Here is a 22,584-nt window from a genome sequence, read left to right on the forward strand (position 1 = left end):
GGCCCCGCCCCGCCTCCTGCGGTGTCGCCGCCGCGGTAGCCTTCCCGCGTCCGAGCCCCTCGGCCGCCCCTCGCCTCGTCAGGAGAATCTCGCTGTGACCTCTCGCCATCTCGTGGTCACCGGCGGTGCCGGATTCATCGGCTCCGCCCTCGTCCACCACATCATCGAGCACACGGACGACATCGTCACCGTGGTCGACTCCCTCACCTATGCCGGGAACCGTGCCTCGCTCGAGGGCCTGCCCCGCACCCGGGTCCGGCTCGAGGTCCAGGACATCACCGATGCGCTCGAGATGGACGACATCATCCGCGACGCCGATGCGGTGATCCACTGCGCCGCGGAGTCCCACAACGACAACTCCCTGGCGGACCCGTCCCCGTTCGTGCAGACCAACCTGGTGGGCACGTACACGCTGCTGGAGTCGGTACGGCGCCACGGGGTGCGCCTCCACCACGTCTCGACCGACGAGGTGTTCGGCGACCTCGCGCTCGACGACCCGCAGCGCTTCACGGAGACCACCCCGTACCACCCCTCGAGCCCGTACTCGGCCACCAAGGCCGGCAGCGACCTGCTGGTGGGGGCGTGGGTGCGCTCCTTCGGGGTCCGGGCCACGCTGTCGATCTGCTCGAACAACTACGGGCCGCGCCAGCACGTGGAGAAGTTCATCCCGCGCCAGATCACGAACCTCCTGGACGGGGTGCGCCCGCGCCTCTACGGCACCGGCGCCAACGTGCGCGACTGGATCCACGCCGACGACCACGCCGCGGCGGTGCTGCGGATCTTGGACGCGGGGGAGATCGGGGAGACCTACCTGGTGGGGGCCGACGGGGAGCGCAGCAATCGCGAGGTGGTCCGCGCGATCCTGCGCCACATGGGCCGGGCGGAGGACGACTACGAGCTGGTCGCCGACCGTCCCGGGCACGACCTGCGCTACGCCATCGACGCCTCCCGCCTGTGCGACGAGCTGGGCTGGACGCCGCGCTACGGGGACTTCGAGGCAGGGCTGGAGGACACGATCCGGTGGTACCGCGAGAACGAGGACCGGTGGCGGCCGCAGAAGGCGGCGACCGAGGCGATGTACCGGGCGGCGGGCCAGTGAGCGGGCCGCGCGTCCGCCCCACGCCGATCCCCGGTCTGCTGGTGGTGGAGCTGCCGCTGCCCGGGGACGCGCGCGGCTGGTTCAAGGAGAACTGGCAGCGGGAGAAGCTGGTCGAGGCCGGGCTGCCGGACTTCGGCCCGGTGCAGAACAACATCTCCTCCAACCAGGCCACGGGCGTCACCCGCGGCCTGCACGCCGAACCCTGGGACAAGTACGTCTCGGTCGCGAGCGGTCGGGTGTTCGGGGCCTGGGTGGATCTGCGCGAGGGGCCCACCTTCGGCACCGCCCACTGGCTCGAGATCACCCCCGAGGTGGCGGTGTTCGTGCCCCGCGGGGTGGCCAACGGCTTCCAGACCCTCGAGGCCCCGGCCGCCTACACCTACCTGGTCAACGAGCACTGGTCGCCGGAGGCGGAGTACACCTTCGTCCACCTCGCCGACGAGACCGCCGCGATCCCCTGGCCGATCCCGCTGGCGCAGGCGGAGCTGTCCGCGAAGGACCGCGCCCATCCGCGCCTGGACGAGGTCACCCCCGTGCCGCCGCGGCGCACCCTGGTGCTGGGCGGGAACGGGCAGCTGGGGCGCGCGCTCGCGGCGCGCTGGGAGGATCGGGCCGACGTCGACGTGATGAGCCGCGACCAGGTGGATCTCGCGGACCCCGCGAGCCTCGCGGCGCTGGACCTCTCCGGGTACGGCACGATCGTCAACGCCGCCGCGTACACCGCGGTCGACGCCGCGGAGACCCCGGAGGGCCGGCGCGCCGCCTGGGCCGTGAACGTCACCGGCGTGGCGCACCTGGTGGAGCAGGCCCGCGCGCACCGGGCGACCCTCGTGCAGGTCTCGAGCGACTACGTCTTCGACGGCCTCGCCGCGGTGCACGACGAGGACGAGCCGGTGAGCCCGCTGGGCGTGTACGGGCAGACCAAGGCCGCTGGTGATCAGCTGGTGGCGACCCTGCCCGATCACTACATCGTGCGCACCAGCTGGGTGCTCGGGGCGGGGAGCAACTTCGTGGACACCATGGCGGGCCTCGCCGCGCGCGGCGTGGACCCGTCGGTGGTCGCGGACCAGATCGGCCGGCTCACCGCGGCCGACGATCTCGCCGCCGCCATCGAGCACCTGCTGACCGCCCGCCCGGCCGCCGGGATCTACAACGTCACCGGCGACGGGGAGCCGCTGAGCTGGGCGCAGATCGCCGCCGAGGTGTTCGCCCTCACCGGCCACGACCCGGCCCGGGTGCGCCCTGTGAGCACTGCCGAGTACATGGCGGGACGGGAGCACGTCGCGCCCCGGCCCCGGCACTCCACGCTGGACCTGACCAGGATCCGCGCGACGGGCTTCGCGCCGCGGGACCATCGGGAGACGCTGCGAGAGCGGCTGGAGAGCTGACCAGGGCGGACGGGAGCCGTCCGCGGGAAGGAGAGATCGCCATGACCGAACCTGTCCCCTTCGAGGTCTTCGCGGAGGGCGTCTACCTCCACGGCACGAAGGCCGAGCTCGCCCCGGGGGAGCTGCTGCGGCCGGCGCAGCCCTCCAACTATCGCGAGGACCTGGCGATGCGCCACGTCTACCTCACGCAGACCCTGGCTGCCGCCGCCTGGGGAGCCCAGCTCGCCCGCGGCGCGGGGGAGCCGCGGATCTACGTCGTGGAGCCGACGGGCGCGCTCGAGGACGATCCGAACGTCACCGACCAGCGCTTCCCCGGGAATCCCACCCGCTCGTATCGCACCCTGGAGCCGGTGCGGGTGGTCCGCGAGCTGGAGGACTGGCCCCGCCACAGCCCGGAGAGCGTCCGGGCCATGCAGGAGGGGATCGCCGGGACGGAGCCGGGGCAGATCATCGACTGAGATGCCGGGAGGCAGCAGCCTCCCGGACGCGCAGGGAACGACTCCCCGGGCTCTGTAGGATCTCCCGGTCCCTGCGGCCCGTGGTCGCTGCGCCGTCCGTCGTCCCAGAGAGTGTCGTTCGCACCCGTGTACTCCCTCCTCCTCGCGATCATCTATGTCGCCTTCATCAGCCTCGGCCTCCCGGATTCCCTCGTGGGCGCCGGCTGGCCGGCCATGCATGAGGACCTCGGGGTCCCCGTCGCCTTCGCCGGCTTCATCACGATGATCATCGCGAGCGGCACCATCGTCTCGAGCCTGGCCTCGGAGCGGGTGACCCGTCGCTTCGGCGCCGGTACGGTCACGGCCGTCAGCGTCGGGATCACCGCGACCGCCCTGCTGGGCTTCTCCGTCTCCGACTCCTTCTGGATGCTGTGCCTGTGGGCCGTCCCGTACGGGCTGGGGGCGGGAGCCGTCGATGCGGCGCTGAACAACTACGTGGCCCTCCACTACGCGGCGCGGCACATGAACTGGCTGCATTCCTTCTGGGGCGTGGGCGCCTCGATCAGCCCGTTCATCATGAGCTACGCGCTCACCTCCGGCCTGGAGTGGACCGGTGCGTACCGGATCGTCGGCCTCGTCCAGGTCGTGCTGACGGCCGCGCTGCTGTTCAGCATCCCGCTGTGGGGGAAGGTCGACCGTGTCGGTGCGCGCCGCAGCGTCCCCGGGGCGAGCACCGAGCAGGAGACCGGGGCCGGCGCCACCGGGGAGGAGACCGGCCACGTCCCGCTCGGGAAGGTGCTCCGCCTGCCCGGCGTCGTGCTCATCCTGGCCGCCTTCTGCGCCTACTGCGCGCTCGAGAGCACCGCGATCCTGTGGTCCGCGACCTACCTGGTCACCGACCGCGGGGTCGCCGCCGGGACGGCCGCGGCCTTCGCCTCGCTCTTCCTGCTGGGCATCACCGCCGGGCGGTTCCTGGCCGGGTTCGTCGCCGACCGGTTCGGGGACCGGCACCTGATCCGCGGTGGCTTCGCGGCCGTGGGCCTCGGCGCCGTGCTGATGGCGCTGCCGCTGGAGACGACGACCCTCGCGCTGGCCGGGCTCGTGATCGCGGGGCTCGGCTCGGCCCCGATCTATCCGGCCATCATCCACTCCACGCCGGGGAACTTCGGCGCCCGCAACTCCCAGGCCATTATCGGCATCCAGATGGCCGCGGCATACACGGGCTCGACCCTGGCGCCGCCGCTGTTCGGCGCGCTCTCCGCGGCCGTGGGGATGTGGATCCTCCCGGTCTTCCTCCTCGCCCTCGTCGCCCTGGGACTGGTCAGCTCCGAGCGGCTCAACCGGCTCATCCCGCACCCGGGAGCTCAGGCCTCGTAGGCGACCTCGCCGTCCTTGATCGTGGCCAGCACCTCGATGTCGCGCAGGTCCTGCGGGGCGGTGGCCAGGGGGTCCGCGGAGATGATCACGAGATCCGCCCGCATCCCCTCGCGCAGCTGCCCCTTGGAGTCCTCCTCGCCGTACTGGTAGGCCGCCTCGGTGGTGACCGCACGCAGCGCCTCCCAGGTGGAGATCCGCTCCTCGAGGCCCACGGGCGCGCCGCTGCGGCTGACGCGGTTCACGGCGGCCCACAGGGTCAGGATCATGTCCGGCGGCGTGACCGGGGAGTCCTGGTGCAGGGTGACGCGCACGCCGCGGTCCAGGGCGGAGCGGGCCGGGCTGACGCGCCGGCCGCGCACCGGGCCGAAGTTGCGCAGGTGCACATCGCCCCAGAACCAGGTGTGGACGGAGAAGATCGAGGCGATCATCCCGAGCTGCGCCATGCGGTCCAGCTGGTCGTCGCGCACGGTCTGGGCGTGGATCATGACGGGGCGCCGTTCGAGCAGGGCGGGCAGCTCGGCGCCCACGCGCTGGGCGGTGTCGATCCACAGCTCGGCGGCGGCGTCGCCGTTGCAGTGCACGATGAGCTGGCGGCCCTCCTCGGCGATGGCCCGCACGAAGCCCTCGACCTCCTCGGGGGAGTGGATCGGGTAGGCGCAACCGGGGCAGCCGTCGCCCTCGATCGGCTCGTAGGGGGCGCTCATCCAGGCCGAGCGGGCCTGCGGGGAGCCGTCGAGGATGAGCTTGTACCCGCCCAGACGCATCCGGCCCCGGTAGTCGCCCGCGAACTCCGCGTGCGTCGTGTACGCGCCGGTGTTCAGGTGGCCCACGGGGTAGACCACCACGTCCAGGCCCAGCGCGCCCGCGTCCGCCGCGGCGGCGAGGCCGGCGATGGTGGCGGGGTCCGCGGCGCCCTCCTGCGCGGTGGTGATGCCGTGGCGCAGGTAGTCCTCCGCCGCGAGGCGGACGGCACGGGCGGGGTCGGGGGAGGAGCCGGGCAGGAGGCCGCCGGCCCCCTCGGGGTCCAGCAGGGAGGCGAAGACGAACATCGCCGGGTGCTCCTCGACGTAGCCGTCCGGGGTGCCGTCCTCGGCGCGACCGAAGCGCCCGCCCTCGGGGTCCGGGGTCTGCGCGGTGAGGCCGGCGCCCTCGACGAGGAAGGAGTTGCCCACGGCGACGTGCATGCTGCGGTGCAGGGCGAACACGGGCAGCTCGGCGGAGACCCGGTCGAGGTCGTCGCGCGTGGGGTGGCGGCCCTCGGCGAGGAGGTCCGGATCGTACTTCGCGCCGATCAGGGCGCTGCGGTCGTCGGGATCGCGCTGTGCGAGGCGGGTGCGGAAGGCCTCGACGACCTCGTCGATGCTGCGGGCGTGCTCGAGGTCCACCAGGGCCGCGAGCGCCCCGTGGTGCATGAGGTGGCCGTGGGAGTCGATGAAGGAGGGCATGAGGGTGCGCCCCTCGAGGTCCACCTCGGTGATGGGGGCGTCGGCGGCCGCGCGCACCTCCTCGAGGCCGCCGACGGCCGCGATCAGCCCCTGCCGCACCAGCACCGCCTCGGGCGCATCGTCCTGGTCGACCATCGTGAGGATGCGGCCGGAGTGGTAGATCGTGTCCATGGGGGAAGCTCCTGGGGTTCTCGGATCGGGGGTCGGGGCAGGGCGCACAGTGGGGTGGCCGACGGGCGCGCGCGGGCCGGGCGTGGCGCCGGTCCGCGCCGTGCAGCGGCCCGCGCGGCTCAGCGGGTCGCGGCGGGCTCGGGGTCGGGGTCGGCGCCGGCCGAGGCACGGACGGGCCCGCGCAGCGACCAGGTGCGCGCCCCGAAGCAGCGGGTGACCAGCATGATCACGAAGTAGCCGGCGGTCAGCGCGGCCATGATGCCCACGGCGGGCAGCAGGCCCAGCTCCCCGGCGAAGGCCGCGGAGATCGCGAGCATCGCGGGGATGTAGAACATCTCGGGCAGGTTCATCAAGCCCATCTCCGCCATGGTGGAGGTGCGCATCCGCGGGTCCAGGATCCGCACCAGGGCCAGGCCCGTGGGGGTGGTGCCGGTGAGGGTGCCGAACATGCCCAGGGAGCGCTCGAAGTCGTGGTCGCTGCCGTAGCGCTGGCCGATGGCGAGGACCACCACCGCCGTGACCGCGGCCGCGACCAGAGCGGTGACCAGCAGCGGCACCAGCCAGGCGGCGACCACGGCGACCTGGACGGCCATGAAGGATGCCACCACCACGTAGTCGGTGGTCACGCCCGTGATGCGGGCCTGCATCTGACGGTCCAGCAGGTGCTCCACCGCCATCTTCCGCATCACCCAGCGCAGGAAGTACGCGGCCAGCAGGCCGTTCATGAACATCATGCCGCTGATGGTCTCGCCGACGAAGCCGGGGATGTGCCCGAAGACCCAGGCCAGCACATGGGCGAGGAGGTAGGCCAGGCCCATCATGGCGGCGTGGACGGTGAGGGTGTCGATGCTGCCGGAGAAGGTGGTCTCGCTGCCCATCGGCGCGGAGTCCTCGTCGTCGCGGAAGTAGCCCTTGCCCACGGAGTCGGTGATCTCCATCGAATGGGTGGCCAGGCCGCGGCTCATGCCCCACTTCGCCAGCGGCACGCCCACCAGGAACGCGGCGGCGAAGCCGACGGAGGTGAAGGCGAGGCCGACGTCGACCGCATTGGCCCAGCCCTGCGCCTCGAAGATGCCGGCGAAGGTGACGGCCTGGCCGGGGCCCTGGGCGAAGGCGAAGGGCAGCATGAACCCGTAGATCGGGTCCATCCCGCCCAGGCTCCCGGTCGCGGCGACCAGGCCCACTCCCATCAGCGCCTGCAGGCCGAACACGAAGGTCCAGGTCAATCCCATCGCCCAGGCGCCGCGCAGCAGCACCTTCTGGGTCCTGCCGCCGGCGTCCCGGGTGCCGGGCGGCGGGGGCGTGAGGCCGATGGAGATGAAGGAGAGGGTGAACAGCTGGGCGGTGAGCATCGTGAACAGCTCGCTGTCCACCCCCTCGAGAACGCCGGAGAAGCCCAGGTTCATGACGATCGCGCCGAGGAATCCGGCGATCACGAAGGCAGGGACCATCGCGCTGCGGAAACCGGGGATCCACCGGCGCAGCAGCATGCCGAGCAGGCAGAACAGGCCGATGAGGGACAGGCCGAACAGGACGGACACGTCGGGCTCCTCGTCGCGGCCGCTCCGGTGCATCGGGCAGCACCGGCACATCGCCGCGTCATGGTGGTCGTGGATCGGGAGGGTATCGTGACCGGGCGACACGGAGATGCGTGGGTCACACTGTGGAGCCGACGCCCCTGGTCGCGATCGGGGAGCACGCCGTGGACAGCGGTGCCTCCCCGGCAGTTCCGGGGAGCGCACCGGGCGGCTCGCCGCCGTCACCGTGTCGCCGCGACGATGACCACCGAGAGCCCGAAGGGAACCGCCCACCCATGAGCGATGGAGCGAGCACGGCCGCCACGGCGCCGTCGGCCGCCGCCGGCCCGGGGTCCGACGACGGATCACAGCAGGTCGCGCGCGCCGCGCGGCGCGGACGATCCCGGCGTCGTCGCCGGAACCGGCTGCTGCAGGCCGGGGTGCTGGTGGCGGTGCTGGCCCTGTGGTGGCTGATCACCGCGCTGAAGCTGGTGGACCCGCTGTACCTGCCCAGCCCGCAGGCGGTGCTGACCTCGTTCATCGACGCGAACCGCTGCCTGGTGGTGGACGAGTCCACCGGCCGCACCGTCTGCGGCGTCCAGAACTACTACCTGTGGGAGCACCTGATCGCCTCGCTGCAGCGGATCGCGGTGGGCGTCTCCCTCGCGGCGCTCGCCGGCATCGCGCTGGGCTTCCTCATGAGCATGTGGGAGCCGGCGAACACGGCCCTGGCCCCGTACCTGAACTTCCTGCGGGCGCTGCCGCCGCTGGGCTACATCGGCCTGATCATCGTGTGGGTGGGCATCGGCGACCTCTCGAAGTACCTGCTGCTGTTCCTGGCGGCCTTCCCGCCGATCGTCATCGCCACCGTCGAGGGGGTGCGCGGGGTGCGCGAGGACTACGTCTCCGCGGCGCGGAGCATGGGGGCGGGGTCCACCCAGGTGGCCCGCTTCGTGGTGCTCCCGGCGGCGACCGCCTCGATCTTCTCCGGCCTGCGCCTGGCGATCGGCTTCGCGTGGACCACCGTGGTGGCGGCGGAGCTGAACAACGGCATCCCCGGCATCGGCGGTCTCGCCTACATCTCCGGCACGCAGCTGAACACCTCGCTGACCATCGCGTGCATCATCGTGATCGGCCTGGTCGCGGTCTCGCTCGATGCCATCATCCGGATCATCGGCGACCGGCTCGTCCCCTGGCACGGAAAGGTCTGAACCCCGTGAGCATCCCGACCCCGGCGCGCCCCCGCGGCGCCGCCCTGCGACTGGCCGCCGCCGCCCTGGCGGGGGCGCTGGCCCTGGGCGGCTGCGTCCAGTCCGGCCGCACCAGCCACCCCGACAACTCCGCCGGCGAGATGGCCTGCCCCGTCGAGCCCGACCCCTCGATCACCACCAGCGCACGGATCGCCTGGCAGGCGATCCCCAACGGGGACCTCGTGATCAAGGACCTCCAGCTGCTGGAGCAGTGCATGCCGAACGCGGACATCTCCTGGCTGAAGATGAACTCCGGCGGCGACGTCATCCAGGCCTTCGGCTCCAACTCCCTGGACATCGCGCAGGTGGGCTCGAGCCCGGTCACCAAGGCCGCCTCCCCGCCGCTGAGCCGGGACGTCAAGGTCATCTGGATCTCCGACGTGATCGGCGCCGCCGAGTCCCTCGTGGTCAAGGACCCGGAGGTGGAGACGCTGGCGGACATGTCCGGGATGACCATCGGGGTGCCCTTCGGCTCCACCGCCCACTACTCCCTGCTCACCGCGCTGGGGGAGGAGGGGCTGACCGGCGAGGTGCGGGTCATCAACCTCGCGCCCGACGCGATCCTCGCCGCCTGGCAGCGGGACGAGATCGACGCCGCCTGGATCTGGGAGCCGACGCTCACCGAGCTGCTGGCGGAGGAGGGCCACACGATCCTCTCCAGCGAGGACAGCGCCGGTCTCGGGGCGCCGACGTTCGACCTGGTGGCCGGGACCGGCGCCTTCCTCACCGAGAACCCCGAGTTCCTGCGCATGTGGACGCTCGTGCAGGCCGAGGGCTCCCGGCTGCTGACCGAGGAGCCCGAGAGCGCGGCCACCTCGATCGCCGTGCAGCTGGGCATCGAGACCGAGGAGGCTCAGAAGCTCCTGGACGGGTACATCTACCCCAGCCTCGAGGAGCAGGCCGGGCCCGAGTACTTCGGCGGGGAGGGCCTGCCGGAGGCGCTCGCCGGCACCGCGGAGTTCCTCGAGGAGCAGGGCGAGATCGACGCCCTCGCCGAGGACGGCGTGTACCAGGAGATGCCCTACGGCGTCGCGATCGAGGAGGTCACCGAATGACCGAGACCGTCCAGCAGGCCCCCGTCGTCGACCTCGACGGCGTCTCCCAGCGCTTCGTCACCGACTCCGGTGACGTCGTCCACGCGCTCGCCGAGACCAGCATCCAGATCCCCCAGGGGCAGTTCGTGTGCGTGGTGGGCCCCTCCGGCTGCGGGAAGACCACGCTGCTGAAGATCATCGCCGGCTTCCTCGACCCCACCGGCGGCGCGGCCCGCTACCGGGGTGAGCAGATCACCGGTCCCGGCGCGGCGCGCGGCGTCGTCTTCCAGCAGCCGAACCTCTACCCCTGGTACTCGGTGCGGGACAACGTGGCCCTGGGAATGCGGATGCGCAAGGTGGGTAAGGCCGAGCGTGCCCGGAAGGCGCAGGAGCACCTGGAGCTGGTGGGGCTGGGCGAGTTCGGGGACGCCAAGCCCTACGAGCTCTCCGGAGGCATGCAGCAGCGCGCCCAGATCGCGCGCGTGCTCGCCAACGAGACCGACGTGATCCTCATGGACGAGCCGTTCGGGGCGCTGGACGCGATCACCCGCGCCCGCCTGCAGGCGGATCTGCTGGCCCTGCAGCGGGCCCAGCACCGGACGGTCTTCTTCATCACCCACGACGTGGACGAGGCGGTGTTCCTCGGTGATCGGGTGCTGGTGATGAGCGCCCGGCCCGGCCGCGTGGTGCTGGACCAGGAGGTGACGCTGTCCCAGCAGGCCGGGCACCAGCTGGGCGAGGAGATGCGGCGCACCGCGGAGTTCATCGAGCTGCGGGAGCGGATCGCGGGGGCGATCGAGCACTGAGGGGCGGGGCGGAGGCCGACATCCCGGACACGCCCCGCATGGCCGATGACTGAAGGGAAAGAGTAGTGTGCACCCTTCTGAAGGGCGAGGCATACTAGTGCAGATCGGGTGCATCTCCAATGCGCCCTCGAGAATGACTATGTCAAGGAGGGCTCGTGGCGAGCAATATCGTCGAGGTGTCCGATAAGCTGTCCGGTCCGATGCTCTATCCTCGGGGCTACTATTTCGGCCCGGATGCCCAGGACGAGCTCGATCAGCTCTCTTATTTCGTGCGACGAGAACTTCCTGGATTCGTGATCCAGCACGATGAAGTCCTCGAGTGTGACGCTCACATCTCGGGGGCGGACTTCGTTGTCGTCCTCGGTAAAGCGTTTCCTCTGTCGACGGGCGAGATCCCCTCAGTCGTGCCGTCTGTCGCCGAGGCGCTGTGGACTCAGTTCGAGGCGGGCGGCTTGGATGCCGTCGAGCGGGCGCTCTATGATCTGGCCGGCCGCTACGCCGTCATTTTGCATGCTGATCGTCGTACTGCGGCCTACAATGATGCTGCCGGGACCCGCTCTGTTTTCTACGATGCGTCGCGGCGTCGCATCTCCTCGCACTACGACATTCTTGTCCGAGATGCTGATCCGGCGCTCGCCGACCATCGCTTGCCTGCTGCAATCGGACCCCAAGTCCGGTGGACCAGCACCGCGCACAAGTCTATCCGGGCCCTCATCGCGAATCAGCGGCTGGAGCTCGAGACCGGTTCGCAGCGTCGCTTCTTCCCGATCTCGGAGAATCGTGCCGCGACTCTGGATCATGAGGAACGCGTCGATCTCCTGGAGCGCTTGTGGGAGGAGCAGCTGGACTGGCTCGAGTCCTTGAACGTCCCGCTGGCGATGTCGATCACCGGAGGCATGGACTCACGATTCATGCTGGCGATGGCAGAAGGGCGTGCCGACGCGTTCCGGGCATTGACCTACACGACCCCGGAGGCCCTGCGAGGCGAGGCTCCGAAAGACCGCTGGTCTGAGGTGATGTACGGGGATCAGGAGATCGTCAAGAAGCTCTCTCCTTTCCTTCCTGAGGACCACAGCTTCATCTGCCGGACGAAGGATGCGGCCTGGGTCAGGGCAGGGAAGGGGGTCATGGACCGCAACTCCGTCTCCCCGCACGGGCGGTGGATCCTCCCGGGCTATCTCACTCTCTTCCCCCAGCGCGACGCCGTGCACTACCGAGGCAACCTCCTGGAGATCGGCCGCTATTACCAGGGCCAGCTGGGGAGCACGATCAGTGGCGCCGAGCGCCTCGAGAGACTGACTCAGGCATCCGCCAAGAAGTACGGCCCCGACGTCGTGGAGTCGGCGATGGCGCATCTGAGAGATGGGATGCGGCAGCTCTCCTATGACGCCGTGCACGAGAGCTATGAGTATCCGGACCTGTACTACTGGGAGAACCGGCACTCGCGCTGGTACGGCCAGGTGCTCAACGAGACCGACGTCGCCTTCGATACGATTACCCCGTTCAATGTGCGTCGTATCATAGATCTCTTTCTCGCCTATGACGTCAGGGATCGCAAGGCAGGGTTCCTGCAGCGGGAGATGATCTACCGCAAGAACCCCCTGCTTACTTTCTACGGGTTCAATGAGTCCAGCGACCTCTACCGTGCGCACGTCTCGAACGGGAAGCCGGTCGGCGGCTGATCCGGGGGAGGAGGTGCCTCGCACTCGGTACACTCCCCGAGCATCCTCCCGCCCCCGACGATCGGAGCCCCGTGTCGAGCCCACGCCCTGTGGGACGCAATGTGCGTCTCCTCTTGCAGGCGGGCCTGTACCACTTCAGTGATGATCCGGCGCTGTTGGCAGTTCAGGCGAGCCGGAGGCTCCCGATGGCCTTGAGGGTGGGTGCTGGGCGTGCTCTGCGAGGCCTGGACAGGTGGACGCCGTGGTGGCGAGGAGTGGCGTCCCTGGGCTCTGTCATGGTCGGTGACATCGAGGGAGCGGAGCGGCGGCTCGACGCGCAGGAGCCGGGGTCGCGACTCGGTGACGAGGTGGCAGTGATGGTAGGCCGCGAAGACCTCATCGATCCGGACGCCTCTCCGGTCGTCCGGGCTCGCAGTGCCTGGTCCCGTGGCGACCTCCACGCGTCGGTGGAGATACTGGAGAACGCCGGCCGCGCGAGCAGTTTGTATGCGCAGAGGCTGCGCAGCGATCTGCGCCTGCTCTCCCCGGGGTATCGCCTGCCGGTCACGCCCCACCCTGTCGACGAGACCCGCGGTCCGGGCCCGGAAGAGCATTTGCGCGTACTCCACCTGGTGACGAACTCTCTCCCGCACACACAATCGGGCTACTCGCTGCGCACGCATCGCATCCTGAGAGCCCTGCGGGATGAGGGCGTCGAGTCCCTAGCCCTCACCCGCACCGGGTATCCGGTGATGGTCGGGTTGGCCTGGGCCCGAAGCGAGGACGTCGTGGATGGCATCCGTTATGCCCGCACGCTTCCGAGATCTCTCCCGCGTACCCCACAGGAACGTCTCATCGCAGAGGTGGAGCATGCGCTCCAGCTGGTCGACGAGTTCCGTCCGCATGTCATACACGCGACGACGAACTATATGAATGCCCTCGTCGCGCAGGCGGTCTCCGAGGCCACCGGCCTGCCCTGGGTGCTCGAAGTACGTGGCCTCATGGAGCAGACTTGGATCGCCTCGCGTCGAACGGAACAGGACCGAACCGAAGCTGCTGCATCGGAGAAGGTCGCCCTGGTGGCAGCCCGAGAGGGCGAGCTCGCACGAGAGGCGGACGCCGTGGTGACTCTCAGCGAGGCCATGGCCGGCGAACTGCAGCGTCGGGGCGTGGCGCGCGAGGCGATCACCCTCGTGCCCAATGGAGTGGAGGCCGACCTGTTCGACGACGATCTGTCCCCCGCTGAGGCGAGGGAGCGAGTGGGCCTCGACGTGCCATCGGGTGCTGTGCTCGTCGGGGCCGTGAGCGCCCTGGTCGAGTACGAGGGTTTCGAGACGCTGCTCCGTGCGGCGGCGCGCATCATTCACGGCGATGAGCCCCTCGGTGAACGGCTCCACGTGCTGCTCGCCGGGGATGGCGTGGCCGCGCCGGGCCTCACAGCGCTCGCCGATGATCTCGGAATCGCCGGCCGGCTGCATATGCCCGGCCGTGTACCTCGCGAGGACTCGGCGCGCTGGGTACAGGCGCTCGACATCGTGACCGTACCTCGTCTCGACCGTGAGGTCTCCCGATCTGTCACCCCGCAGAAGCCGGTCGAAGCCCTTGCTCTGGGGAGGCCGGTAGTCGTCAGTGATCTGCCGGCCCTCCGGGAGACTGTGGTCGATCGTGAAGGGACCATCCAAGGGGTCCTCGTCCCGGCAGGTGACGTTGACGCTCTGGCGAACGCGCTGCGCGACCTCGATCTTGGGCATGCAGCCAAGTCTGCTGCCGCTGGACGTGACCTCGTCCGTGAGCGCTCGTGGCCTGCGTTGGTGGGACGATACAAGCAACTGTACGACCGTGCAGTGGGGAGTTGAGGACGTAGCGTCATGGCGAATGACCTGATGACGAACCGGCAGATCGTCGAGGCGCTCGAAGCGCGCGGCGAGACGGTGGGAGCGTTGAGCCCTGTCGGGGTCCGACCCCCGCTGGGGGAATACATCCGGCGGCTCTGGGAGCGCCGGCACTTCATCTGGATGGATGCCGGTCATCGGGTCACCAATCAGAACAATCGGAACCGTCTCGGGAACGTCTGGCTGGTCCTGAAGCCCTTCCTCGATGCCTTCATGTACTGGGTGATCTTCGCGCTCATCCTCGGCATCGACCGCGGAATGGAGAATTATACGGCCTATCTCATCATCGGAATATTGATGTTCCGGTCCACGATGAGCAGCATCTCGTCGGGACCCGGGATCCTCAGTAGCGGGCGTGCGATGATACGCGCATTCTCGTTCCCTCGCGCATCCCTCGTGGTCTCTGCAGAGATGCGCTCCATGTTCCAGATGTTCTACTCGATCCCGGTGATGCTCGTCGCGATCATCGTGCTGCCGAACCATGAGACCCCGGAGTGGACCTGGTTGATTCTCCCGGCCGTGTTCGTCTTGCACCAGATCCTCAATCTGGGAATCGCGTTCTTCATGGCGCGGATCGGCCATATCGTTCCTGATGCGTCTCAGGTCATGAGCTTCTCGGCCAGGTTCCTGATGTATGGATCCGGCGTGATCTTCCCTGTGGACCGGTTCCTCGATAATCAGGTCGTCAGCGTCCTGATCCAGTTGAATCCCATCTATCACATGCTGGCGCTCTATCGCGGACTCCTGATGGACGGCGTGGTCCCCCCGCTCGGTCACTGGTTGTACCTCGCGGGCTGGGGGATCGGCCTGACGGTTCTCGGGTTCGTGTTCTTCTGGCGAGGGGAGGCCACCTATGGCGGCGACGAGTGAGTCGACGATCGTGGACGGCGGTGCGGGGGCCGACGAGCGCTGGACGGCACCCGCTGAATCTCCGGTCACGGTCGTAGCCCACGACCTGCGGATGCGGTACCAGGTGCTGAGGACTGACCGCGAGCGCCGCAAGGGGTGGGCGGGAAAGGTCGCCCGAAAGCAGAAGGTTTCCGTCTCCGCGCTGCGAGGGGTGTCGCTGACCGTGCGCTCGGGCGAGTTCGTCGGTGTCATCGGGCGCAACGGGTCGGGGAAGTCGACGTTGCTGCGGACGTTGGCAGGGCTCGAGACCCCGAGCTCCGGTTCCGTTCTGACGTCCGCCAGGCCCGTGCTGCTCGGGGTCAGCGCGGCGCTCATCCCGGACCTGACCGGCGCGCAGAACGTGAAACTGGGCGCCCTTGCGATGGGCCTGACCCCCAATCGGGCTGATGAGGTCTTCGAGAGCGTCGTGGAGCTCTCTGCGCTCGGCGACTCCATCGACCTGCCGATGAAGACCTACTCCTCAGGCATGGCAGCACGCCTGAAGTTCGCCATATCCCTCGCATCCGACCCGTCGATCCTCATGATCGACGAGGCGCTCTCCACCGGTGATGCGACGTTCGCCGAGCGCTCGACCCGTGCGATGGATTCGCTCCTCGAGAACGCCGGGACGGTCTTCCTCGTCAATCACGCGGCGCAGACGATCGAGAACATGTGCTCCCGAGCTGTCTGGATGGAGAGGGGCCAGGTAGTTCTTGACGGCGATGCCGTGGACGTCGCTCGCAAGTATCGGTGGTTCGCCCACAACCTGGCACAGGGCAACGAGGAGAAGGCCGCAGTCCTCCTGCGGGACGCGATGGAGGAGGGTGAGCCGCAGCGAGGCGCTGCGCAACTGGCGAAGCCCGCGGTGCTCGACGTGGAGCGCTCGGTCGACCGAGGTGAGCAGGCCCCTGAGTTCGAGCCGGATCCGTTCACCCGTGTCTACGACCGGGAGTTCTCACCGCCGAAGAAGAGTTTTCCCGGGATGTCGAGCTCCGATGAGGAGGCGTAGTCTGGCCTTGCTTCCCCAGCGAGACTCGATCGCATCATCGGTCGGATTGTGGTCCGTGTGAAACCCAGACGAACGGAGTTGCTGTGCGCGACAAGGTAAATGAATCGGGCGTGCCGGATCCTGTTCGTCGTGCAGCTGCGGACGTGGGCAGCGAGGTCCTGGAGTCCGAGGGTCTGGCCGGTGAACGCGAGGCGCGCATCCGTCGTTACGTGGATGATTATCCATTGGTGTCGACGGGTGGCAAAGGCGCCGTGGTCTTCCGCTATGACCACGGCTTGAACAATTTTCGAGATGTTCTCCTGCCTCTCCACGGCCAGTATGGGTTGCCGTCCTACGTCGCCATGAACTCACGGAACTGGGAGTTTGCTCAGAGCGATCTCGTCACACCTGCGGAGGCTTCGACGTGGGAGGGCGTCGAGTGGGGTAATCACACGACGGACCACCAAGATAAGACGGGCCGTGACGCGATCTGGGAGAGCGTCGTGGACGGTCGCACCGAGCTCGAGGGCCAGCTGGGGAGAACTGTTCACGGGTTCACGGTGCCCGGAGTGTCGGGGTTGCAGCGGTTCGACGGCTTCGGCAGCGGCAGCGCCCATGGTTACTCCAGGACCTTCGCCGGGGCCGTGATCTTGGCCCATCATGCGATCGCGTCGGGGTCAATCGGAGACGAACTGCGGCCCTTGGACGGGGCGATCCGGGTCGGAGGGAAGCACTGGGCATGGGAGGCGAAACCCTGGCCCGAGATCAAGGAGAAGATCGACGCGGCGGTGGAGAGCCGATGCGCGCTGACCTTGATGTGCCACCCATCCCGTATGGAGGCCAGCCGCTCCTTCTGGAACGAAGATCTTGCCAGGAAGGTGATCGCATACGTCCGTGCACAGATCGACGCCGGAAGCCTGGCCGACATCTCCTACTATCAGTCCCATCACGCAACGGTCGACGCCATCTGACCGGCACCGAGGTCGCGCGCTTTCATGGCCGACCGGGGGTGCTCGCCGACTGCACCTCGTGACCGCGCGGCTCCTTCGACCTCAGCGCGTCGCGGGAACCGATCCGGTGGGTCCGTGAGCGAGAAACTCCGTCGCAGATTCCGTGAGCAGCGCCTTCAGCTGGGCCTTCGGCGGGGGAACGTGTCCGTCCCCGACGTCCACGAGCACAGGTTCGACATGATGGCCTGCCGGAAGCGCCTCCATGAAGGGTTCGAAGTGGTTGCTCATGTGGGAGCTGTCGCCCGTGTTCTGGATGTAGCGGACGGAGGTATCGACGCCGGCGGCGTAGGCATCAGCGAGATCATGCGTGACCGGGATCCTGTCGAGGGCCTCCCCCTGCCAAGCGAGCTTGAGATAGCGCTCCACAATGATCTGGTTATACTTCGCGAGGCTCGTCTGCGGGTTGACCGGTACTGCCAGCGCACGGGGCAGGCGGCTGGCGTAGTAGAGGGACGCGAAGCCGCCGCCGGAAGCCCCGAAGCAGATCGTTCGGCCGGTCTCGCTGCTGAGACCACGGATGATGTTCGTGATGTCCTTCTGCAGGGTGGGTTGCCGGGAACTGCCCGCGAACCACGCGAGGGAGAGGTTGGCACTGATGTACAGGGAAGGGTCGCAGAGGAAGAGTCGATTCACGGGAAGATGCTCCGAGATGGAGACCCCTGTGAAGACGGGGAGCGTGAACTTCGCGGGGCTCATCGCAGCATGAAACGAGACGAGAGTGTCGTCGTACCCTCGGTTCTCGAACTTCACATCGACGGGATGTCCATTGCTCATGATCGTGTGGACACCGGAGGCAGCCCGCTCTGGACTCGCCAGGAATGCGTTGACGCTCGCGTGGTGGAAGGCGCCTTCCGGCAGATTTCGTTTGATCACGGCCACGGTCACTCCTCGGTCATCAGTCGGGTGAGTTTCTGCACCGAGCGGCGGAGATCCGCGATGTCGCGCTCGGCGGCGAGCTCGGTGCCGGTGCGCGTCAGCGCGGCCAGAGCGCTGAGCCGAAGATCCACGGCGGTGGCTCCGATTCGCGCCGGGGCGCGGAGCGCCTTGCCGAACCATGCCGCCGTCGTGTCCTGCAGCGCGTCGATCCGGTCGTACACGGCGTCCGCGGCGTCAAGGGCGTCCGCTGCCGCCGCCATCACCTCGTCCGCTGTCAGATCGGGCAGACGATCGTCGAGACGGACCGCGGTCGTCGGCTTTCCCAGGACTCCCATCAGGCCCGGCATCTTGTGACCGTGAGCCCCTGAGTAGATCCCGACCGAGGGGACGCCTCGCGTCTCACCCAGGATGACGGTGTGGAAGCGGGAGGTGATGAGCAGGTCCACCTCGCTGATGGCCGCCAGGTACTCCTCGTAGGAGGAGGGGTCATTCAGCGTGATGCTGTCGGGGCCGAACTCTTGCTGGAGGGAGTCATGGAGGGCAGCGGTGATCTCGCGGTCCGCCCGGGTCTGGATCGTGAGCGACACCTGACGGCCGTCTCGGAGGATCCGAGCTGCGACCTCGCGGAACAGGCGGAACGCCTGGGACTCTACGAATCCCGACGCACGGTTCTTCGCCTGCACGTAGCTGCTGCGGCGCGATCCGCTGCGCAGACCGGCGTCCTCGAGTCGCAGCACCAGACCGACGCGCTCCGCGACGTCGACGTGCCGAGGGCCGGACCGCTCGCCAGCGGCGAAGAAGCCCGGGTCCAGCAACAGGGGAGCGTCGGAGTCCCACTGGGTGCCGGTCATCCGCTGCGACTCTGCATCGCGGAACGCCGAGGCGGAGAGAGATGAGTCGAGAAAGCGGTCGATCTCCCTGCCCAGCCCCGTGAGGAAGGGGCCGATCGTCGAGGGCAGAAGGATGACAGGACGCCCGACATGGACAGCGGCGATGGCAGGCAGGAGCCGCCAGAGCAGGTCGGTCAGGTTTCCTCCGTGAGCCGCCTCGAAGAGGTGCTCGCCGGCGTTCAGCAGGACCACGTCGTGGTCCAGGATCCCGATGTCCTCGGCGAACCGACGCGGGTTCTCGAGTGCGTCCGCGAGCTGCGCGTACTCCTCTGCGCCACCCTTGGGCACTCCGGCGAGGGGGAGATCGTGGACCCGCAGACCAGGCGCGGAGAGCGAGGCGAGACGAGAATACGCCTCGCCAGGCCTCATACGCACTATCGACGAGTTCTCGACGTCGGCGCCCGCGCGCCGCAGCAGCTCCTCGGCTCCGGTGTTGATCGCGAGGTCGCCCCAGTTCGAGGCGACGTGCTCGTAGAACAGAATCGCAGTGACCATGGAAGGCTCCAGGGGGATCGGGGGAACGCTGTCAGTGCAGCAGCGACGTGATGAGGGCGGTGAACGAGTCGCCGACAGCATCCCAGCTGCGCTCGCGACGCACCCACCCCTGAGCAGCGGATCGGGTAGCGGCCGTCGCCTCGAGGTCGGTGATGACTGCTTCAAGAGCATCAGCCAGTGCGCTCGAAGAACCATTGGCCACCATGCGGCCCCGTTCCCCGTGATTCACGATCTCGGCGAGGGCGGGGACGTCGGAGACGATCACTGGCTTACCGGCAGCCATCGCCTCGAACGGCTTCAGTGGGGAGACCGCCTCGGTAGCGGGTGTCAGGAGCCGCGGGTAGGCGAAGACATCGACGATCGCGGCGTACCTGGCCACCTGCTCGTGCGGAACCCGTCCGGTGAACGTCAGATGCTCGGGACCGAGGTCTAGCGATGACGCCAATGAGTACAGCGCCGACGCGGCGGCGCCGTCACCGACGAACAGTCCGTGGAAAGCGATGCCGCGCGTCCGCAGCTCGGCCAAGGCACGCAGATAGACGTCCAATCCCTCATAGCCGACGAAGCTGCCGATATAACCGAGGACGGGTACGTCATCGCCCCAGCCGAGGGATTGCAGAAGCGCCGGATCACGGTAGGCCTCCGCGAAAACCTCGACGTCCACAGCATTGGGAACGATCTGGACAGGGGCCTTGGTGGTGACTCGACCCGCAATGATGCGTGCCATCGCCTCGGTGATGGTCGCCACCGTGTCCGCTTGGGCGAGAACTGCGTTCTCGAGCCGTACAGTCTGCGCGCGGAGCACTTCCTTGCGCGGGGAATGATCGGCCTCATAGACCAGCTCCCACATCCCGGAGACCTCGTAAATGGTCGGGATCCCGAAGTGCTTGGCGGCGATCAGCCCAGGGAGGGCCGAGACATAGGTCGAGCGCAGATGCACGACCGATGGGCGCTCCTGGCGGATCACGTTGCAATAGTGCTCGAGCGATTCGAGCATGTACTGGAACTGGCCGGCCTTCCGAGCGTGCTGTGTGCCCAGGCGTCGGTAGCGCACACCCTCGAAATCGACCTCGGCGATCTCGCCCGGTGCCAGCGAGTTGCTCTCTTCAGGGAACCCGGGACGCGTGTACGCCACATGATCGTCCACGGACGAGACGAGATGGCGCAGCAGGCTCTGGGCACGGACGGCGTAGCCGCCGCTCTGCTCGGGCGCACTGGCATGAAGGATCGTGAGAACCTTGCCGGGCCGAAGCTCCACGGATTCCTTCGGTCCAGCACTCACCTCATCCAACGCGTCGAGGAGCGCGGCCGCGGCGGTGGCTTCCTGCGTGATGCGGTCTGACGCAGCGAAACCGGCAGCCTCCGCGAAGTTCCCGACTGCGAACTGGGCTCGCTGCATACGTGCTCGGTAGTACTTGCCCTCGAATCTTGCGGGGATGTCATGGAGCAGGGCGAGTGCCTCGGCGGCGAACCCCGCCTCGAGCAGATGGCCGGCGAGTGACTCCCTCAGGTCAGCGGCGTCCCGGCCGGCGGCCTGGAAGTGCGCCAGCCGTGTGAATCCGCGAGTGTCGCTGTACAGCGGGAGCTGAGGACGGTGCTCCTTGCGGAGCGCCTCGAGGATCATTCCGCGAAAACTCCGCAGGACCGGATCACACAGCAGGTCCAGAGCACCCTGGAAGACAGCCAGGATGACGAGTTCCTCCTCAGAACCAACGCAGAGGTCGTCGATCGGGATGACGTCCAGGAGAGCGGCTCCGCCCGCATCGATGACCTGGTAGTTCCCCTCGTCGGAACGTACCGCGTGCAGTGAACGCGAAGGGAGGCTCGAGGAGATCGTCGCGCTGATGGCCGTGGAGCACTGGTCTGTGGACGAAAAAATCGTCGCCGCCGTCACTGGGAGGATCTGGCAGGCGGTGAGTACAGCGGTGACGATGTCGTCCGGCGCATCGGCGTCGACGTCCACCAGGAGGACATCGCGGTGCATTCCGAGGGGGCGCTCGCTCAGGGAGTCGACGAACTCCTCGAGCCACGTGGCCGAATCGACGGCTGTGCCGACGGCATCATCCGAACCGGCTGGGTCCCGAAGGCGCGCCTCGTCGAGCACGCCCTCCGCGGTGACGCGGATGGAGTGGACGAGCCGCTCCCCGAGAATGGCGGGAAGAGAATGCTGCTCCGCCAGCAGAGCCTCCAGCCGCCTCTTCTGCCAGGCCTTGGCGGCTGACGGCAGCGCGTTCTGAGCCAGAAGAAATGCGAGCCAGCGAGCACCCTCCCCGGTCAGCACCTCGGCCGCGAAACGGCAGCGCCCGGCGCTGCCATCCGCCAGGGCGAGGTGGAACATCATCCGCTGCACGAGTGGAGAGGAAGAGAAGGGGCGCAGCAAGGAGCTCAACCGAGCGCTCTTGGCCGCCGGCGGCCCGGGGGTGGAGAGCTGCTCCACGGAGAGCCGGACGGCATCCCTCAAGGATTCCGGTGCGATCGACGCATCAGGGGACATCGGTCAGTGCACCATCCCATCGAGCTGGGCATTGATCTCCTGCAGTGTGCGCAGCTTCGGGATCGGCATGTGACCGGACTTCTCGTCGTAGTACGTGGCGACGTCGATCCGGGGAAGCGCGCTCAACGAGGCGATGGACTTCATACCGCGTAGCAGAGCGTCCATCTGACGCGTGACGTCGTTCTTGCTCGCTGTGTTCAGAAGATAGCGCACGGGAGGCACGTACCCGGTCTCGGCGAAGGCCTTCACGGCATGGGTCCTGGCGGGGAACTGAGCGCTGACCTCGGCGGAATCCGCGGTTCCGTACGAGTGCCGACAGATCGACCGGACGTTCGCCTCCATGTACCGAGTCCAGTCGATCTGCGGATTGTTGACCAGACTGCGGCTGTGCTCATCACGCGCCGCGAGCTGCATGGCTTGGAATCCGCCCGCGCTGCTTCCGTAGTAGAGCCGCCTCGAGGAGGGGACATCCAGGTGCCGGGCGACATACTGGGCCGTCTGCGCCATCGCGGGAAGTGCGAAGCCCCGGGGCGCCCCCTGCCCCCACGCGATAGCGAGGGAGTTGTCCGGACGGATGGTCGGATCCGAGAGGAACAGCGCGGAGCCTCGGAAGTCCTCGACCCAGGTACGGCGCTGGAACACCTCCCGCGGGTCGATGCCGGGCTTCCGCGCGACCGCCCCATTGGTCGCGATCACCAGACGGTCGGGGAACGACTCGTTGATCCAGAGGAGCGCATTCACGCGGACTGTTCCGATCAACAGGTCGAAGCGGTTGAAGGACCCCGGGACGGGGGCGAGTTCAGAGCCCAGATGCAAGGTGCCCAGCGCGGCGAACTCGGATCGGCCAGCGACGGTCGTCGTCATGC

Annotated in this window: 18 protein-coding genes; 12 read left to right on the forward strand and 6 right to left on the reverse strand. The window is 68.4% G+C overall.

All coding sequences use genetic code 11. The features are described from left to right. Window positions 1-94: 94 nt before the first annotated feature. The 4 genes from rfbB (at window position 95) to CXH06_RS05670 (ending at window position 4,301) form a co-directional block, all read left to right on the forward strand. Window positions 95-1,099, forward strand: coding sequence for a dTDP-glucose 4,6-dehydratase (gene rfbB / locus CXH06_RS05655; protein WP_114854184.1), 1,005 nt, complete (start codon window positions 95-97; stop codon window positions 1,097-1,099). Beyond that, window positions 1,096-2,487 (forward strand): bifunctional dTDP-4-dehydrorhamnose 3,5-epimerase family protein/NAD(P)-dependent oxidoreductase, encoded by a 1,392-nt coding sequence (locus CXH06_RS05660; protein ID WP_114854185.1) that lies wholly within the window; start codon window positions 1,096-1,098, stop codon window positions 2,485-2,487. Before rfbB ends, CXH06_RS05660 begins: the two co-directional genes overlap by 4 nt. A gap of 41 nt (window positions 2,488-2,528) precedes the next feature. Then, window positions 2,529-2,945 (forward strand): NAD(+)--rifampin ADP-ribosyltransferase, encoded by a 417-nt coding sequence (arr, locus tag CXH06_RS05665; RefSeq protein ID WP_114854186.1) that lies wholly within the window; start codon window positions 2,529-2,531, stop codon window positions 2,943-2,945. A gap of 126 nt (window positions 2,946-3,071) precedes the next feature. Continuing rightward, window positions 3,072-4,301, forward strand: a complete 1,230-nt coding sequence (locus CXH06_RS05670; protein WP_114854187.1) for a sugar MFS transporter — start codon at window positions 3,072-3,074, stop codon at window positions 4,299-4,301. On the opposite strand, the gene CXH06_RS05675 is transcribed toward CXH06_RS05670, so the two are convergent. Together CXH06_RS05675 and CXH06_RS05680 are read right to left on the reverse strand one after the other, a co-directional pair. Then, the gene (locus CXH06_RS05675; protein WP_114854188.1) at window positions 4,289-5,917 is read right to left on the reverse strand and encodes an amidohydrolase; all 1,629 of its coding nucleotides are present in this window, start codon (window positions 5,915-5,917) and stop codon (window positions 4,289-4,291) included. The genes CXH06_RS05670 and CXH06_RS05675 overlap by 13 nt on opposite strands. 119 nt (window positions 5,918-6,036) lie before the next feature. Beyond that, window positions 6,037-7,458 carry a sodium:glutamate symporter gene (locus tag CXH06_RS05680; protein WP_157975620.1) on the reverse strand — a complete coding sequence of 474 codons (1,422 nt, stop codon included), beginning with the start codon at window positions 7,456-7,458 and terminating at the stop codon, window positions 6,037-6,039. A gap of 272 nt (window positions 7,459-7,730) precedes the next feature. Here CXH06_RS05680 and CXH06_RS05685 point away from each other — a divergent pair, with 272 nt between their 5' ends. The 8 genes from CXH06_RS05685 to CXH06_RS05720 all read left to right on the forward strand — a co-directional run bounded on the left by CXH06_RS05685 (window position 7,731) and on the right by CXH06_RS05720 (window position 16,924). Beyond that, the gene (locus tag CXH06_RS05685; protein WP_114854190.1) at window positions 7,731-8,645 is read left to right on the forward strand and encodes an ABC transporter permease; all 915 of its coding nucleotides are present in this window, start codon (window positions 7,731-7,733) and stop codon (window positions 8,643-8,645) included. A 5-nt stretch (window positions 8,646-8,650) separates the two neighbouring features. Further along, the gene (locus tag CXH06_RS05690; RefSeq protein WP_198684016.1) at window positions 8,651-9,739 is read left to right on the forward strand and encodes a glycine betaine ABC transporter substrate-binding protein; all 1,089 of its coding nucleotides are present in this window, start codon (window positions 8,651-8,653) and stop codon (window positions 9,737-9,739) included. Next, entirely contained in the window at window positions 9,736-10,524 is a 789-nt protein-coding gene (locus tag CXH06_RS05695; protein ID WP_114854191.1) for an ABC transporter ATP-binding protein, read from the forward strand. Before CXH06_RS05690 ends, CXH06_RS05695 begins: the two co-directional genes overlap by 4 nt. Window positions 10,525-10,679: 155 nt before the next feature. Next, a complete protein-coding gene (locus CXH06_RS05700) occupies window positions 10,680-12,206 on the forward strand; it encodes a hypothetical protein (protein ID WP_114854192.1) in 1,527 nt (508 codons plus the stop codon). A gap of 275 nt (window positions 12,207-12,481) precedes the next feature. Beyond that, window positions 12,482-14,041 (forward strand): glycosyltransferase, encoded by a 1,560-nt coding sequence (locus CXH06_RS05705; RefSeq protein WP_198684017.1) that lies wholly within the window; start codon window positions 12,482-12,484, stop codon window positions 14,039-14,041. Window positions 14,042-14,053: 12 nt separating this feature from the next. Continuing rightward, complete coding sequence (locus CXH06_RS05710) at window positions 14,054-14,947, forward strand: ABC transporter permease (RefSeq protein ID WP_114854193.1); 894 nt, start codon at window positions 14,054-14,056, stop codon at window positions 14,945-14,947. After that, window positions 14,931-15,974 carry an ABC transporter ATP-binding protein gene (locus tag CXH06_RS05715; protein WP_114854194.1) on the forward strand — a complete coding sequence of 348 codons (1,044 nt, stop codon included), beginning with the start codon at window positions 14,931-14,933 and terminating at the stop codon, window positions 15,972-15,974. The genes CXH06_RS05710 and CXH06_RS05715 overlap by 17 nt, the downstream gene beginning before the upstream one ends. 83 nt (window positions 15,975-16,057) lie before the next feature. Then, complete coding sequence (locus CXH06_RS05720) at window positions 16,058-16,924, forward strand: polysaccharide deacetylase family protein (RefSeq protein ID WP_114854195.1); 867 nt, start codon at window positions 16,058-16,060, stop codon at window positions 16,922-16,924. An 81-nt stretch (window positions 16,925-17,005) separates the two neighbouring features. Here CXH06_RS05720 and CXH06_RS05725 read toward each other — a convergent pair whose 3' ends face one another. From CXH06_RS05725 to CXH06_RS05740, 4 genes are read right to left on the reverse strand one after another with little or no spacing between them, the layout of a single operon-like run. Then, window positions 17,006-17,842 carry a hypothetical protein gene (locus tag CXH06_RS05725; RefSeq protein ID WP_114854196.1) on the reverse strand — a complete coding sequence of 279 codons (837 nt, stop codon included), beginning with the start codon at window positions 17,840-17,842 and terminating at the stop codon, window positions 17,006-17,008. A gap of 2 nt (window positions 17,843-17,844) precedes the next feature. Next, window positions 17,845-19,224 (reverse strand): polysaccharide pyruvyl transferase family protein, encoded by a 1,380-nt coding sequence (locus CXH06_RS05730; protein WP_157975622.1) that lies wholly within the window; start codon window positions 19,222-19,224, stop codon window positions 17,845-17,847. A gap of 31 nt (window positions 19,225-19,255) precedes the next feature. After that, window positions 19,256-21,718 carry a glycosyltransferase gene (locus CXH06_RS05735; protein WP_114854198.1) on the reverse strand — a complete coding sequence of 821 codons (2,463 nt, stop codon included), beginning with the start codon at window positions 21,716-21,718 and terminating at the stop codon, window positions 19,256-19,258. 3 nt (window positions 21,719-21,721) lie between these two features. Continuing rightward, entirely contained in the window at window positions 21,722-22,582 is an 861-nt protein-coding gene (locus CXH06_RS05740; RefSeq protein ID WP_114854199.1) for a hypothetical protein, read from the reverse strand. Window positions 22,583-22,584: the final 2 nt, after the last annotated feature.

Origin of the sequence: Brachybacterium sp. YJGR34 (assembly GCF_003347015.1) — a bacterium.
In the GTDB taxonomy this organism is placed as follows: domain Bacteria; phylum Actinomycetota; class Actinomycetes; order Actinomycetales; family Dermabacteraceae; genus Brachybacterium.